The 15,609-nt window shown below is 73.0% G+C and carries 14 protein-coding genes; 5 read left to right on the top strand and 9 right to left on the bottom strand.

What is annotated here, in order from left to right; genetic code table 11:
- Positions 1–42: 42 nt before the first annotated feature.
- From ABZV77_RS37630 to ABZV77_RS37670, 9 genes are all read right to left on the bottom strand, one after another.
- Complete coding sequence (locus ABZV77_RS37630; protein ID WP_356267006.1) at positions 43–987, bottom strand: LD-carboxypeptidase; 945 nt, start codon at positions 985–987, stop codon at positions 43–45.
- Complete coding sequence (locus tag ABZV77_RS37635; RefSeq protein WP_356267199.1) at positions 984–2,987, bottom strand: prolyl oligopeptidase family serine peptidase; 2,004 nt, start codon at positions 2,985–2,987, stop codon at positions 984–986. The genes ABZV77_RS37630 and ABZV77_RS37635 overlap by 4 nt, the downstream gene beginning before the upstream one ends.
- A 26-nt stretch (positions 2,988–3,013) precedes the next feature.
- Complete coding sequence (locus tag ABZV77_RS37640; protein WP_356267008.1) at positions 3,014–4,375, bottom strand: M20/M25/M40 family metallo-hydrolase; 1,362 nt, start codon at positions 4,373–4,375, stop codon at positions 3,014–3,016.
- Positions 4,368–5,201 (bottom strand): M55 family metallopeptidase, encoded by an 834-nt coding sequence (locus tag ABZV77_RS37645; protein ID WP_356267010.1) that lies wholly within the window; start codon positions 5,199–5,201, stop codon positions 4,368–4,370. The genes ABZV77_RS37640 and ABZV77_RS37645 overlap by 8 nt, the downstream gene beginning before the upstream one ends.
- Positions 5,202–5,251: 50 nt before the next feature.
- Entirely contained in the window at positions 5,252–5,935 is a 684-nt protein-coding gene (locus tag ABZV77_RS37650) for a hypothetical protein (RefSeq protein WP_356267012.1), read from the bottom strand.
- Between the two features lie 101 nt (positions 5,936–6,036).
- Positions 6,037–6,567 (bottom strand): copper chaperone PCu(A)C, encoded by a 531-nt coding sequence (locus tag ABZV77_RS37655; protein ID WP_356267014.1) that lies wholly within the window; start codon positions 6,565–6,567, stop codon positions 6,037–6,039.
- Positions 6,564–8,927, bottom strand: coding sequence for a heavy metal translocating P-type ATPase (locus ABZV77_RS37660; protein WP_356267016.1), 2,364 nt, complete (start codon positions 8,925–8,927; stop codon positions 6,564–6,566). The genes ABZV77_RS37655 and ABZV77_RS37660 overlap by 4 nt, the downstream gene beginning before the upstream one ends.
- The gene (locus ABZV77_RS37665; RefSeq protein ID WP_356267018.1) at positions 8,927–9,166 is read right to left on the bottom strand and encodes a hypothetical protein; all 240 of its coding nucleotides are present in this window, start codon (positions 9,164–9,166) and stop codon (positions 8,927–8,929) included. Before ABZV77_RS37665 ends, ABZV77_RS37660 begins: the two co-directional genes overlap by 1 nt.
- 153 nt (positions 9,167–9,319) lie before the next feature.
- Positions 9,320–10,279: a kinase gene (locus tag ABZV77_RS37670; RefSeq protein ID WP_356267020.1), complete on the bottom strand. Its 960-nt coding sequence runs from the start codon at positions 10,277–10,279 to the stop codon at positions 9,320–9,322.
- Between the two features lie 177 nt (positions 10,280–10,456).
- On the opposite strand from ABZV77_RS37670, the gene ABZV77_RS37675 reads away from it, so the two are divergent.
- The 5 genes from ABZV77_RS37675 (at position 10,457) to ABZV77_RS37695 (ending at position 15,596) form a co-directional block, all read left to right on the top strand.
- A complete protein-coding gene (locus tag ABZV77_RS37675; protein ID WP_356267022.1) occupies positions 10,457–11,449 on the top strand; it encodes a pyridoxal-phosphate dependent enzyme in 993 nt (330 codons plus the stop codon).
- A gap of 71 nt (positions 11,450–11,520) precedes the next feature.
- Complete coding sequence (locus tag ABZV77_RS37680; protein WP_356267024.1) at positions 11,521–12,360, top strand: DUF364 domain-containing protein; 840 nt, start codon at positions 11,521–11,523, stop codon at positions 12,358–12,360.
- Entirely contained in the window at positions 12,357–13,703 is a 1,347-nt protein-coding gene (locus ABZV77_RS37685) for an MFS transporter (protein ID WP_356267026.1), read from the top strand. The genes ABZV77_RS37680 and ABZV77_RS37685 overlap by 4 nt, the downstream gene beginning before the upstream one ends.
- A 98-nt stretch (positions 13,704–13,801) precedes the next feature.
- Positions 13,802–14,821 carry an iron ABC transporter permease gene (locus ABZV77_RS37690; RefSeq protein ID WP_356267201.1) on the top strand — a complete coding sequence of 340 codons (1,020 nt, stop codon included), beginning with the start codon at positions 13,802–13,804 and terminating at the stop codon, positions 14,819–14,821.
- Between the two features lies 1 nt (position 14,822).
- Complete coding sequence (locus ABZV77_RS37695) at positions 14,823–15,596, top strand: ABC transporter ATP-binding protein (RefSeq protein WP_356267028.1); 774 nt, start codon at positions 14,823–14,825, stop codon at positions 15,594–15,596.
- Positions 15,597–15,609: the final 13 nt, after the last annotated feature.

The raw sequence follows: 15,609 nt of genomic DNA on the forward strand, positions 1-15,609 counted from the left end.
GCTGTGACAGCGGTTTCTGCGGGGAGATTCCGTGAAGGGAGGTCAGCCGAGCGCGGGCTCCTCCAGCGTCAACGTGCCCGCGTCCGCGTCGAGTTCACCCGCCACCCCGAACGGCACGGTCAACGCCGCTTCGCAGTGCCCGAACCCGAACTCCTCGGCCACCGGCACCCCGAGCCCGCCGAGCCGGTCCGCGAAGAGCGCCCGCAGTTCGTCGCGGTCCCCGCACTCCTCCCACGAGCCCAGCGCGATCCCCGCCACGCCGTCCAGCCAGCGGGCGCGCAGGAGCTGGGTGAGGATCCGGTCCATGCGGTACGCCTCCTCGCCGATGTCCTCGATGAAGAGCAGGCCGCCGCCGGCGGAGGCCCTGGCGGTGGGCGTGCCGAGGTCGGCGGCGAGCAGCGACACACAGCCGCCGAGCGTGACGCCCCGGGCCCGGCCGCCGGTCAGCGCCGCCGCGTGCGGGGAGCCCGCCCGGATCACCCGGGCCTCCTCGGGGGCGAAGAGCGTCGTCCGCAGGTGCTCCCGCGCCCGCTCGTTCTTGAGGAAGCCGTTCGTGGCGGTCATCGGCCCGTGCAGGGTGGCGATGCCGAGGCGGGTGGCGAAGGCTTCGTGCAGCGCGGTGATGTCGCTGTAGCCGACGAACACCTTGGGCCCGGCGGCCCGGGTCGCCCGCCGCAGCGCGGCCCAGTCGACGAGGTCCACCATCCGCTGTGCGCCGTACCCGCCGCGGGCGCAGAACACGGCGGCCACGGACGGGTCGCACCACGCCTGTTCCAGGTCGCGGGCGCGGGCGGCGTCCGCCCCCGCGAGGTAGGCGAACTCCGGGTGGCGGTCGCGCACATGGGGCGCGACGACGGGGTCCAGGTCCCAGCCCCGCAGGATGTCGAGGCCCGCTTCCAGGCTCTCCTCGGGGACGGGTCCGCTCGGCGCGACGACGGCCACCCGCGCGCCGGGAACGAGGCGCGCGGGACGTACGAGAGGTCTCACTTGGCGAGCTCCAGAGTGGGGACACGCCCCGCGAGATCGATCCTGAACACCTGCGCGTACAGCGAGAGTTCCGCCTCCAGGGCGCGGACCATGGTGTCGGCGCGGCGGAATCCGTGCCCCTCGCCCTCGAAGGCGATGTAGGCGTGCGGAATGCCGCGCCCCTCCATCCTGGCGAGGAACCGCTCCGACTGGGCGGGCGGACAGATGACGTCGTCGAGGCCCTGGAGCAGCAGGAACGGCGAGGTGATCAGCTCGGCGTGGCGCACCGGCGAGCGTTCCGCGTACCGCCCCGGTACGGCGTCGAGCGGGCCGACCAGCGACTCCAGGTACCGCGATTCCAGGTCGTGGGTCTCCCCCGACGCGAACGCGGTGAGGTCGAGCACGGGGTAGATGATCGTCCCGCAGGAGTAGACGTCCGTGCAGGTCAGCGAGGCGGCCGTGGTCCAGCCGCCCGCGCTGCCGCCGCGGACGGCGAGCCGGGCGCGGTCGGCGGTCCCCTCGTCGGCGAGGGCGAGGGCGACGGCGGCGCAGTCGTCGACGTCGGCGATGCCCCACTGTTCGCGCAGCCGGTTGCGGTAGGCGCGGCCGTACCCGGTGGAGCCGCTGTAGTTGACCTCGGCGACGCCGATGCCGCGTGAGGTGAAGTAGGCGATGGCCAGGTCGAGCACGAGGGGCGCGCGGCCGGTGGGGCCGCCGTGCGCCCACACCACGTAGGGCGGCAGTTCGTCGTCGGGTGCGATGTGGCCGGGGTGGTGCGGCGGGTAGATGTGCGCGTGGATCTCGCGTCCTGCCGGGCCGTAGAAGGTGCGGATCTGCGGTTCCGGGTAGTACGAGGGATCCACCGGGTCGTCGTGGGCGGCGCCGACGACCCGGGCGCGGCCGGTGCAGGTGTCCAGCTCCACGACCTCGTACGCGCTGCGCGGGCTCGCGGCGACGCCCGCCACGCGCGATCCGTGCGCGGCGACCGTCGAGGCCCACTCCGTCCAGGGGCCCGCCGCGTCGACGACCTCGCCCGTCTCGGGGTCGAGTATGCCGAGCGCGGTGGCGCCCTTGCCGTGCACGACGGCGACCAGTCCGCTGTCCAGCGGGGCGAACCAGCTCCAGCCCACCTGCCACAGCGGGCCCGCGAACTCCTCCTGGCGCGGGCAGAGCGGCTGTACGCCTGCAGTGTCGTCGGAGTCTGCGCCGTCGCGGGGATGCGCCCGGTACAGGTTCCACCAGCCGGTGCGGTCGCTGGAGAACAGCAGCCGCCCGTCGTGGGCCCATTCGACCTGCGCGACCGACTCCTCGGGGCCGCCCGCGAAGGCCCGCGCCGCGCCGAACGTGCCGTCGTCGCGCACCTCGGCGAGCATCAGCTCCGTGCCGTCCCACGGCATGCGCGGGTGGTCCCAGGCGATCCAGGCGACGTGGGCGCCGTCGGGCGACAGACGGGGGCCCGTGACGAACCGGTGCCCGTCGTCGGACAGTTCGCGCACGGCCCCGCGGTCCCCGGCCGCCGATCCGTCGAGCGGCACCGCGGCGATGACGCGGCGCACATCGGTCGGTGCCTCGCCGGTGAACTCCTCCAGGACGCACCAGACTTCGCCCCGGTCGAGGCGGAGCACGGGGTCGGCCCAGCGCAGCCCGCCGCCGACGTCCGAGACCGGGGTCAGGGGTCGCGGTCCGGCGCCGGGGGCGTCGGGCTCGTACGCGTACAGGCGCTGGTCGGCGAAGTCGACGAAGACCACGAGCGGACCCTCGGGGCGGTCGGCCCCGGCCCAGGGGCGGCCGCCGTACTCGACGACGCGGCTGCGCACGTTCCACGGCGCGGGCAGCACCGACCGCTCCTCGCCGTCGGGCAGGCGCCGCACCAGGGCGCGACGGCCCGCCTCGGTGGGCCGTGGCACGGTCCACCAGGTCTCGGCGCCGACGAAGCCGACGTATCCCGGGGCTCCGTCGTGGGCGGCGGCCAGCTCGGCGTCGATCGGCGACGGCCATGATCCGTACGCCAGGGTCTGCATCATGTCCTTCTCTTCCCCCATTTTTGCTAGGCCGTACGCAGAAAGCGGTCGAGGACACGGACGCCGAAGTGCAGCGCGTCGACCGGGACGCACTCGTCGACTCCGTGGAAGAGCGCCTGGTAGTCGAAGCCCTCCGGTGTCCTCAGCGGCGAGAAGCCGTAGCCGGTGATGCCGAGCCGCGAGAACTGCTTGGCGTCCGTGCCGCCCGACATGCAGTACGGCACGACGTGGCCCTCCGGCGCGAACTCCTCGACGGCCGCCCGCATCCGCGCGTACGTCGGCGAGTCGACCGGCGCCTCCAGCGCCACCTCGCGGTGGTGGAACTCCCAGTCGACGTCAGGCCCCGTGAGCCGGTCAAGCGTGCGTTGGAACTCTTCCTCGCCGCCGGGCAGAAAGCGGCCGTCGACATAGGCCACTGCCTCACCAGGGATCACATTGACCTTGTAACCCGACTGCAGCATCGTCGGATTGGCGCTGTTGCGGACGGTCGGCGCGACGAGGTCGGCGGTCTGACCGAGCTTCTCCAGGAAGGCGTCCACGTCGTACCCCGGCGCTTCGGGGTCGGTCTCCAGGCCGTAGAGCGCGGCCAGTTCGACGAGCGAGGCGCGCACGGTCGGGGTGAGCCGCACCGGCCAGCGGTGCTCGCCGATGCGGGCGATGGCACCGGCCAGCCTGCTGACCGCGTTGGCGTGGTTGACCTTGGAGCCGTGCCCGGCCTTGCCGCGCGCGGTGAGCTTGAGCCAGCCGGTGCCGCGCTCGCCCGCGGCGATGGGGTAGATCTGATTGCCCCTGCCGTCGTGGAAGGTGAAGGCCCCGGACTCGCTGATGCCTTCCGTGCAGCCCTCGAAGAGCGCCGCGTGCCGGTCGGCGAGGAATCCGGAGCCGTCGGCGGCGCTGGCCTCCTCGTCGGCGGTGAAGGCGATCACGAGGTCCCGCCGAGGCCGCACACCGGCCCGGGCCCACCGCCTGACCACGGACAGGATCATCGCGTCCATGTTCTTCATGTCGATGGCGCCACGGCCCCACACGATGCCGTCGCGGATCTCGCCGGAGAACGGGTCGACGCTCCAGTCGGCGGCCTCGGCGGGCACGACGTCCAGGTGCCCGTGGACCAGCAGGGCGTCGGCGCCCGGGTCCGTGCCCTCGATGCGAGCGACGACGTTCGTGCGGCCCGGGGTGCGCTCCAGGAGCGTCGGCTCCAGGCCCGCGTCGGCGAGGCGCTCGGCCGCGTACTCGGCGGCGGGGCGCTCACGGCAGTCGCCGTCTCCCCGGTTGGTGGTGTCGATGCGGATGAGCTCGGAGGTGAACGTGACGACCTCGTCGAGCGCCCGCGCGTCCACGTGATCGCCGGGCTCCTGCTCCTGTCCCTGATCCTGCTGGTCAGCCATATTGCTCCTCCACCGCGGCAGAGGCGATCGTCGTAACCGCCTTGAAGGTACGGATCCCCTCGTACATCGTCTCGCTGTCGTACGCGACCTTGCGCTCCCCCGTACGGCGCACACCCGGCACCACGGTCGACGCCATGGAGAGGTGCTCGGCGTCGAACTCGACCTCCACGGTGAACGGCCCGCCGACCACCGGCTCGTGACGCACCGCCAGTGCGGTGGCCTCCTTCGCGGCGCCGCGGATGTCCCCTGCGGTGCGGGCCGGGGTGCGGCAGACCGCCGCGTACCGGGAGACGTGGTCCTTGACGGCGACCTTCAGCGCCCCGGGCGCGTACCCGAGGGCGTCCTCGCAGGCGAGGTCGTCGCCGGTGACCAGCACGACGGGGACGCCGAACTCGGCGACGACGTGCGAGTTGAGCAGCCCCTCGCTGGCCCGGACGCCGTTGACCCACACGCCGGTGATCTGGTTGGCGAGGTAGGTGTGCGCGAGGACGCCCTCCATTCCGGCGCCCGCGTGGTACCCGATGAACGCGATGCCGTCCACGTCGTCGTGCTGCACGCCCTCCACCATGGAGAGCGACTTGTGCCGCCCGGTGAGCATCTCGGCCCGCTCGTCCAGCTCTTCGAGGAGCAGGTTGCGCATGGTCCAGTGCGCTTCGTTGATGAGCACCTCGTCGGCGCCGCCGTCGAAGAACCCGAGCACGGCGGCGTTGACGTCAGAGGTGAACATCGCCCGGCACCGCTCCCACTGCGGGGTGCCGGGCAGCACGTCGGCCGGCCAGGTCACGCCGGTGGCGCCCTCCATGTCGGCGCTGATGAGGATCTTCACAAGGCACTCCCATCCCCTGGGGTCGGATGACCGGACAGCTCACATTCACATCAGTTGCCGACACCAGTTTCGCAACCACGCCGTGCACTTTGGTGAAGGGGTGTCCAGTGCGGCAGGGCGTCGTCCAGTCGCGGGTCCCGCGGGTCGTCCCAGACCAGGCAGCCCCACACGATGCCGGGGACGTCGGAGCCCAGCAGGTCGCCCGGTCCCTCGGCCAGCGTGCGGTGAACGGCTTCGAGGTAGTCGGCGGCCGACGCATGGGCCGGTCCCGACACCTCGGGCCCCGCCGTCGTCGACCAACGTCCGACGCCTCGCGCGGACACGTACTGGCCGTACTCCGGCCCGGCCTCGTCCCCCGTGAGCCACGGGACCACCTCGGCCCCGTTCCAGTAGTCGCGTTCGCCGGTCCCCGGCAGCCGTGGCCGCAGCGCGTCGACCGGGCCGAGGAGCACCCCGTCCGGCAGGAACGCCCCGGAGCCGACCTCGCCCTCGTCCTCGTTGGGCTCGATGTACTGATGCTCCACACCGCCGCACAGCCGCCACACGGCAACCAGTTCCGCGGGCAGTCCGTATCCGAGGTACTCCCTCAACAGGGCCTCGGCCGTGCCTATCTCCTCCTCCGTGGCGGGCGGGAGCAGCGAGGCGTACGAGGTGGGGGCGTGCACCCGTAGCCAGCCGGTCAGCTGCTGCCACGCGGCGGTGACCCGCTCGGCCTGATCTTTTCGCTCGGACATTCGGACAGAGTAGAGCGGAGACGGGCGGATACGTGCGGAATGCGCGTCACTCTCTCAGCGGTGCCGCCCATCGCCTGCTCGACCGTGCCGCCCGTTGCCGCTCAGTCGTGCCGTCCTTCGCTGCCCACGGACGGGCGGATCACGACCGCTTCCGCCTTGATGGTCCCGCCCTCCCGGAATTTCAGGACGAACGGGATCCGGTCGCCCAGATGCAGCGGCTCACGGATGCGCACCATGACGTCCACGCCGTACGGCGACATGGTGAGGCCCTCACCGGCCGGGACGGCGGCGGAGTCCACCATGCGCATCCCAGCGGCCCCGCGGCCCGTAGGCGCGTACCGGCCGAGCATCACGTCGTCGAGGACGGGTGACGCCACCGAGGTCAACCGGTCGTCGGAGCCGCCGGAGTTGGAGATCCGGAAGAACGCGGCGCTCTCCTGCGTACTGCCGAACGGCAGGAACACCGTCCCGGCGGCGACCTCGACGTGGGCCGGACTGCCCGCGGCGCCCGACCCGGTCCACACGGTCAGCAGCCCCAGGGCCACCGCACACGCGGCGACGGGTTCGAGCGCGCCGCCGAGGCCCTCGCGGATGCGGCGGCGGGACGGCCGCCAGGAGTGTGTGTCGCTCATCGTCGGCCTCCCAGGCCCGCGCGCGAAGTCCTGCCCGGGGACGGCCCGCGCGTCGGCCGCCAGGTGCGCAGCCGCAGGCTGTTGCCGACGACCAGCAGGGAACTCGCCGACATCGCCGCCGCGGCCACCATGGGATTCAGCAGGCCCACGGCGGCGAGCGGCACCGTGACGGCGTTGTAGCCGAAGGCCCACAGGAGGTTGACCCGGATGGTGCGCAGGGTGCGGCGGGCGAGGCGGACCGCGTCCGCGACGGCCTCGATGTCGCCGCGGACGAGCGTCACGTCGGCGGCCCCGATCGCCACGTCGGTGCCGCTGCCCATGGCGATGCCGAGGTCGGCACCGGCGAGCGCCGCGGCGTCGTTCACCCCGTCGCCGATGACCGCGACCCGGCGGCCGCGCTCCCTCAGCTCCTGTACGAGAGCGGCCTTGCCCTCGGGCGTGCAGCGGGCGTGCACCTCGTCGATGCCGAGGCTCCCCGCGACGGCGCGGGCGGTGGCCTCGCGGTCGCCGGTGGCGAGGACGGGGCGCACGCCGAGGCGCCGCATGCGGTCCACGGCGCGGTAGCTCCCGGGGCGGACCAGGTCGCCGACGGCGATGACCGCCTCGGGGACGCCGTCCACCAGGACCAGGACCGGGGTGTGCGCGGCGTCCTCGGCCTCCGTCAGGGCGCGGGCGAGCGGTCCGGTCAACTCGTCGCCGGGCGCGCGGACTTCGACCACATGCCCGTCGACCTCGCCCCGGACGCCCTGCCCGGCCACGGCGCCGAACCCGCGCACCTCGGGCAGCTGTTCCTCGGGCAGTGGCTTCTCTGGCAGGGGCTTCTCTGGCAGGGGCTTCTCTGGCAGGGACTTTCGCGCGTACGAGGTGATCGCGCGGCCCAGGGGGTGTTCCGAGCCCTGCTCCACGGCTCCGGCGAGCCGCAGCGCCGCCTCGCGGCCGATGCCGTCGGGCGCCGCGGTGACCGCGACGACGCTCATGTGTCCCGAGGTGAGGGTGCCGGTCTTGTCCAGGACGACGGTGTCGACGTGCCGCAGGGCTTCGAGGGCCTGCGGCCCGGTGACCAGCACGCCGAGCTGGGCGCCGCGGCCGGTGGCGGCCATCAGGGCGGTGGGGGTGGCCAGGCCGAGGGCGCACGGGCAGGCGACGACGAGCACGGCCACGCAGGCGGTGACGGCGGCCTGCGGGTCCGCTCCGGCACCGAGCCAGAAGCCGAGCACCGTGGCGGCGAGCGCGAGCACCACCGGCACGAAGATGCCCGCCACCTCGTCGGCGAGCCGCTGTGCGCGCGCCTTTCCGGCCTGGGCGTCGGTCACCATCCGGGTGATCCTGGCCAGTTGGGTGTCGGCGCCGACGGCCGTGGCGCGGACGAGGAGCAGCCCGCCCGCGTTGACGGCGCCGCCGGTCAGCCCGGAGCCCGGCCCGACCTCGACGGGTTCGCTCTCCCCCGTGACCAGGGACAGATCCACGGCGGAGCTGCCCTCCACGACGACGCCGTCGGTGGCGACCCGCTCGCCGGGCCGGACGACGAAGACCTGGCCCACGCCCAACTGTGCGATGGGGATGATCCGTTCGGCACCCCCCTCGCGTACGGCGACGTCCTTGACCGTGAGCCCCGCGAGGGAACGCAACGCCTGTCCGGTGCCGTGCCTGGCCCGCGCCTCCAGGAACCGTCCGGCGAGAACGAACAGCGGGACGCCGACGGCCGCCTCCAGATAGACGTGCGCGGTGCCGTCGTCGGCGGACGGCAGCAGGGTGAACGGCATCGTCATGCCGGGGTCGCCCGCGCCGCCGAGGAAGAGCGCGTACGCGGACCAGCCGAAGGACGCCGCGACACCCAGCGAGACCAGCGTGTCCATGGTCGCCGCCGAGTGCCGCAGGCCGCGCAGCGCGCGCAGGTGGAAGGGCCACGCGCCCCACGTCGCGACGGGCGCGCTGAGTGCAAAGCACAGCCACTGCCAGTTGCGGAACTGCAGGGCGGGGACCATGGAGAGGACGAGCACGGGCACGGCGAGCAGGGCGGTGATCAGGAGCTGTTGCCGCTGTTGTCGGCGGTTGCGGTCTTCTTGCTGTTGCTTCTCTTGTTGGCCCTGTTCCTCTTGTTGCCGTCCGGGCTTCTGCTGCCGCGGCGGTTCCGGCAGCTCCGCCGTGTAGCCCGCCTGCTGGACGGTGGTGACGAGTTCGTCGGGGGTGACGTGCGGCGGGTGGCTCACCCGGGCGCGGCCGGTCGCGAGATTGACCGTCGCGGTCACCCCGTCCAGCCTGCCGAGCCGCTTCTCGACCCGCTTCACACAGGCCGCGCAGGTCATGCCGCCGACGGCCAGGTCGGTGGTCACCACGGCGTCCGCCGCTCCGACGCCCATCAGTGGCCGCCGCCGTGCATGCCGCCCATGCCGCCCGATCCGCTGCCGGAATCGGAACCGTTGCCGGTCCCCGAGCCCGGTCCCGGACCGGAGTCCGTCGTCGAGTCGTGCATGCCGGGCGCGACAGGACCGGCCGCCCTGCCCACGGCGTACGACGCGGCGAAGACCAGCACCATCAGCAACAGAAAGCCGCAGAGTGCGGGCGGCGGCACGAATCTGCGCCGGTAGTCCTCAGCCATCACCGCTCCTGAATCGCACCACGTCGCGGACCGGCCGGTCCGCACCGCTCCAGGAGTCGGAAGCGGTGGGGCCCGAGTTCCCACAGGACCGGATACTGGCCGGATCCTTGCGGACCATGATCATGTGGCCACTCGTTGCGGACGGGGCCCGCGTCACGGCACCCCCGGCGGGACGGGTACGTTGCCGAAGCTCAGGGTCCGGTAGACCGACACCCCGCCCGCCAGCTCGCCGCACGCCTCCGCCGCGGCCGTCACGCGGCGCGTGTACGCGGGGTCCGTGGCGTCCAGCAGGATCCCCAGGGTCGTACCGCTGTGCCCGACGGCCACGCCGAGGCCGCCGACCTCGCGGCAGATGGCCCGCATCGGTTCCAACGACCTTTTGTGGCGCAGGGACTGGTTCATCAGGGCGCTGCGCGTGGCGATCCGGCCCACCTCGGCCAGGTCGTGGCCGCGCACCGCGTCGGTGAGCCGTCCGAGCAGCCCGGCGTAGGCGTACCGGTCGGCGGCCGTGAACGGCTTGGGGATGCGGTTGAAGTCGACCGTGTCCACCGAGCCGCCCTCGTCGACGCCGACGACCGCCATGGCGGGCAGCGAGCCGAGGACCGCGCGGAGGCGGACGCTGCGGTGGTGGTAGGCGACGATCGCGGGATAGAGCACGCCGTCGGTGGGCTCGATGCGGGCCAGGAGCCGTTCGATCCTGGCGGGCGGCATGGGGACGCCGAGGGCCCGGCCGACCGCCCGCGCGGTGGCGACGAGGTCGGCGGAGGAGCTGGCGAGCCCCTTCCCCTCCGGGATCACGCTGCTGAGGGTGAGGACGCCGCCGGGCGGGCGCCCCGCTTCGCCGGGCGCCAAGTCGGCGATCATGCGCGCCAGTTGGAGCGCCTTGGTCTTGTGCGCGGGCCGGACCTCCAGCTCCCCCGACACCGAACCCTGCCGGAACGCGGCCATCGTCCAGCGCGCCACGGGCAGCGTCACGAGGAAGTCCCCGTCCTCCTCGGGGAGCACACCCTGGAGCAGCTCACCGAAGGTGCCGAAGGCAGTGCCGACCCCCGTTGACGGCGCCTCTCGGCGCGGCGGGCGAGACCGGGTTCCGACCTCTTGGAACAGCTTCACGCAACTCCTCTCGACATCGCGGCGCACCCGGCACGGCACCCCGCGCGGACCAGTGTGCCGAAGTCAACCGCTCTTGACAATCATTTTCATCTAGTGTGATGCTCTCGACGTCCCGGGGGCCGCCCGCACTCCCCCGGCGCACCTCCCTGCCCGCTCGCCCTACGGGGGAACTCCGTCATGCACGCACACATCGCCGAAGCGGTGAAGAAACCCGATCTCATATCCCTCGCACCGGATCTGGCCTGCCTCCGCTTCGAGACCATGAAGATCTATTCGGCCCTCGGGGCCGTCCGGCACCTGCTCGCGTCGGGCGCCGTCCGGCCCGGCGACACCCTCGTCGACAGCTCGAGCGGCATCTACGCCCAGGCCCTCGCACTCGCCTGCCACCGGTACGGAATGAAGTGCCACATCGTGGGCTCCACCACCGTCGACCACTCGACCCGGGTGCAGCTGGAGATACTCGGCGCCACGCTGGAGCAGGTCGCGCCCTCCAAGAACCTGCGCCTCGACCAGGAGTTGAGGGTGCGGCGCATCGCCGAGATCCTGGCGGACAACCCCTCGTACCACTGGATGCGGCAGTACCACGACGACATCCACTACCGCGGCTACCGCGACGTGGCCGCGGAGATGGACAAGGACCTGCCCGCGGGGCCGCTCGCCCTGGTGGGCGGCGTGGGCTCGGGTGCCTCCACCGGGGCCCTCGCCACCTATCTGCGCGAGGCGGGCCGCGACGTGTCACTCGTCGGCGTGCAGCCCTTCGGCAGCGTCACCTTCGGATCCGAGCACGTGGCGGATCCGGACATGATCATCGCGGGGATCGGCAGCGCCATCGAGTTCCGCAACGTCCGGCACGAGCTGTACGACCGCGTGCACTGGGTGAACTTCGACAGCGCCGTGTCGGGCGCCGTCGCCCTGCTGCGCACCAGCGGCATCTTCGCCGGGCTCTCGGCCGGTGCCTCGTACCTCACCGCGCTGTGGGAGCGGCGCAGGGACGGCACGCGCACGTACGTCTTCATCGCGGCCGACACCGGTCACCGCTACGTCGAGAGCGCCTACGCCCGGCACGAACAGGCCCTGGACATCGACACGTTGAAGCCGCACGAGATCACCTCGCTCGACGAGCTGCGGCACCCCTGGTCCACGACGGCCTGGCCCGCCACCGCTTCGTGAACCTCCGCATCGCCCCATCAACCCCGCCGACCCCACCGACCCCGCCAATCCCAGAGAGAACACCCACCCCCATGTCGCACACCACGCCCCACACCGTCGCCGAGCTCATCGACGCCGTCCTGGCGGGCGCCCACGGACCCGACCCCGCCGACCTCACCGTCACCAGCGCGTTCTGGCTCTACAACACCACGCGGCTCGCCGGCGGCGACGTCACGTACCACAACCACTACCTGCTGCTCCGTGTCGGCGACTCCTTCGGCGCCTGCTCCTTCGAAGCGGGCGAACTCGCCCCGGGCTTCTGCGAGAACGCCTCAGGACACTCCCTGGACAAGCTGCTCCGCGACGAGGCCGCGCCCGTGCGGACCGCCGCGCTCGACGCGTACTTCGCCCGGGTGCTCCCGCACCGCGACGCGGACGACGCCGAGCGCGTCATGCTGCCGACCGGCACGCCAGAGGAGCGCGCCGCAGCCCGCGACGCCGCCGTCGCCGGGCTGCTCGACATCGAGCCCGGCGCGCGGGTCGCCCTGATAGGCGTGGTCAACCCGCTCGTCGCGGCGATACGCGAGCGGGGCGGCGTCTGCCTGCCCTGCGACCTGAACCTGCGCACGACGGCGTGGGGCGAGCCCGTCACCGACGACATGACCGAAGTGCTCGCGGGGGCCGACGCCGTGATCGCCACCGGTATGACGCTCAGCAACGGCACGTTCGACCTGATCCTGCGGCACTGCGTCGAGCACGGCGTGCCGTTGATCGTCTACGCACAGAGCGGCAGCGCCGTCGCCCGCGCCTTCCTCGGCGCGGGTGTCACCGGACTCAATGCGGAGCCGTTCACGTTCTCCCAGTTCAGCGCCGACGCCACCCCGATGTACCGCTACCGCGCCGCCCTCGCGCCGAACGGGGCGGCGGCGTGAGCACCGATGCCACCGATGCCGCCGAGGAGCGCGCGGAAGACCGCGACGAGGACGCGCCGCCCGGCGATCTGCGCATGGCGCGCACGCTCTGGCCCGTGCTGCTCGCCTCGGCGGTCGGACTGCTGCCGTTCACCGTCTTCAGCACGTACCTCGTGCCCATCGCCGACGAGGCGGGCAGCAGCGTCGCGGCGATGGGCGGCCTGCGCGGACTCGGCGGGCTCGCCGCCCTGCTGGTCGGCACGGCGCTGGCCCCGCTCATCGACCGGGTGCCCAGGGAGTGGGCGGCGGCGGGCGCGCTCGCCGCGCTCGGCGCTTCGGCGGCCCTCGGCGCCAGCGGGGACTTCCTGCTGCTCGCCGTGTTCTGCCTGCTCATCGGCGCCAGCACGGCCGTCCTGAACCCGGCGCTCACCGCCGCGGCCGCCGACCGCTTCGGCACCGGCAGGGCGGCGGGGCGCGCGGCGACCCTGGTCACGGCCACCACGTCCATGACCGCGATGCTCGCCGCCCCGGTCATCGCGCTGCCCGCGCTGTTCTGGGGCTGGCAGGGCGACCTGTTCGCGGTGACCGTGCTGTCGCTGCTGCTCGCGGCGGTCTTCGTGGCCCGGCGGGGACGGCACGCGCGGCCGGACGAGGAGGCCGTCGCGGACGGGCCGCGCCTGGGCTACCTCGCCTCGTTCAAGGCCCTGGCGGCGGTGCGCGGCGTGGTGCCGGTGCTGCTGATCGGGTTCCTGCGCACCGCGGTGTTCATGGGATATCTGTCGTATCTCGCGGCCTTCTACGAGGAGCGGTTCGACCTCGATGCCGGGCTCTTCGCGTTCGTGTGGACGCTGAGCGGCGCGTCGTTCTTCGTCAGCAACCTCCTCACCGGGCGGCTCACCAACTCGGCCGAGCCGCGCATCGGAACGGAACGCCTGCTGGCCGTCGGCCTCGTCGCCGCGCTCGTCTCGGTCGTGGGCTTCTACTTCACGCACTGGCTGCCGCTCGCCCTCGCCATGACGGCGCTGCACGCGGCGAGCCATGCCGTCGTCGCCGCCTGCGTCGTCAGCCTCATCGTGCGGCGCTGCGGGACGACGCTGCGCGGCTCGGCGCTGAGCCTCAACGCGGCGGGGCAGAGCCTCGGCGTGTTCGCGGGCGCGGCGCTCGGCGGCGCGGGCCTCGGCCTCGCCGGGTACCCCGGCACCGCCGCGGTCTTCGGCGCCCTGGTCGTCGCGGCGCTCGGCGCGGCGGCGCTGGTACTGCGCGCGAACCGTGCGGACGGGGCGGACGGGGTGGACGGGGTGGACGGGGTGGACGGGGCCGTCGGCGGAGTCGGCGCAGTCGGGGAGAGGACAGACACCACGTGAGCACCACCAGCCACACAGACCTGTCCCACACCGACCCGCACCCCACCGACCTCCCCCCAACCGACCTGCGGGAGCGGCTCTCCTCGCCCAGGGTCCTCGTGCTGACCTGCGTCGCCCTGTTCCTCCTGCTGCTGGTCTCCGTGGTCGTGGCCATCGGTCTCGGCGCAGCCGTGGTCACGCCCGCCGACACCGCCCGCCTCCTGTGGGCCGCCCTCACCGGCGGGCACATCGACGCGGGCGAGACGACGACGTACCAGATCATCTGGCAGATCCGCACGCCGCGCGTGCTCCTCGCGGCCCTGGTGGGCGCCGGGCTGAGCGCGGTCGGCGTGGCCATCCAGGCGATGGTGCGCAACGCGCTCGCCGACCCCTTCGTGCTCGGGGTGTCCTCGGGTGCGTCGGTCGGCGCGGTCGGTGTCACGGTCACCGGGGGGCTTGCCGCCCTCGGTGTGTACGCCGTGTCCGCCGGCGCCTTCGTCGGGGCGCTCGTGGCCTCGTTCCTCGTGTACGTCGCCTCCTCAAGCCGGGGCGCGCTCTCGCCGCTGCGGCTCGTCCTGACGGGCGTGGCGATGTCCCTCGGGTTCCAGGCCGTGATGAGCGTGATCATCTACTTCGCGCCGGACAGCGAGGCGACGTCGATGGTCCTGTACTGGACCATGGGCAGCTTCGGCGCGGCGAGTTGGGGCGCGCTGCCCGTCGTCGCCGCGGTCGTGCTCCTGGGCCTCGCCGTGCTCCACCGGTACAGCAGGGCCCTCGACGTCCTGGCGCTCGGCGACGAGACCGCGTCCAGCCTGGGTGTCAGCCCCGACCGGCACCGCACGGCGCTGCTCGTCCTCGTCTCCCTGATCACCGGCGTGATGGTGGCCGTGAGCGGCGCCATCAGCTTCGTGGGGCTCGTCATGCCGCACCTGGTGCGGATGGTGGTCGGCGCCACCCATGCCCGGGTGCTCGCCGTCGCCCCGTTGGCCGGGGCCGTCTTCATGGTCTGGGTGGACCTGCTGTCGCGGACCGTGGTGGCCCCGCGCGAGCTGCCGCTCGGCGTCATCACGGCGCTCGTCGGGGTGCCGGTCTTCATCGGCCTGATGCGCCGCAAGGGCTATACGTTCGGGGGGCGTTGAGATGGATCTGCGGATCGACGGAATCTCCGTGGACATCGACGGCAAGAGCCTCGTCCGTGACCTCTCCCTCGATGTGGGGAGCGGCGAGGTCGTCGGCCTGGTCGGCCCGAACGGCAGCGGAAAGTCGACGGCGCTGCGCTGCGTGTACCGCGCGCTGCGCCCGGCCTCCGGCGCGGTCCTCGTCGGCGGCGACGACATGTCCCGGCTCACGATGCGCCGCAGTGCGCAGCTCGTCGCCGCCATGACGCAGGACGGCGCCGTCGACCTGGACTTCACGGTCGAGGAGGTCGTCGCGCTCGGCCGCGCCCCGCACCAGCGCGGCAACCAGCCGCTCACCACCCGCGAACGGGAGCTGTGCGCACGGGAGATGGCGCGTCTCGACATCGGCCACCTCGCCAAACGCGGGGTCCTGACCCTGTCGGGCGGGGAGCGCCAGCGCGTGCTGCTCGCCCGGGCCCTGGTCCAGGAGCCGCACGTCCTCGTGCTCGACGAGCCGACCAACCACCTCGACGTACGCCACCAGATAGAGGTTCTCTCGCATCTGCGCGGCGCCGGGCCCACCGTCCTGGTCGTGCTGCACGACCTCAACCTCGCGGCGGCCGCCTGCGACCGGATCGGGGTGCTCTCGCAGGGGCGCCTCGTGGCGTCCGGGACTCCCGAGGACGTGCTCACCGAGTCTCTGATGGCCGACGTCTTCGGCGTAAAAGCGACCGTCGTCCCGCACCCCCTGACGGGCGACCCCCAGCTCCTGTACGCGCTCCACCCCTCCCTCTGAAAGGCACCACCTC

This window comes from Streptomyces sp. NPDC004732 (genome assembly GCF_040609235.1).
Lineage (GTDB): Bacteria > Actinomycetota > Actinomycetes > Streptomycetales > Streptomycetaceae > Streptomyces.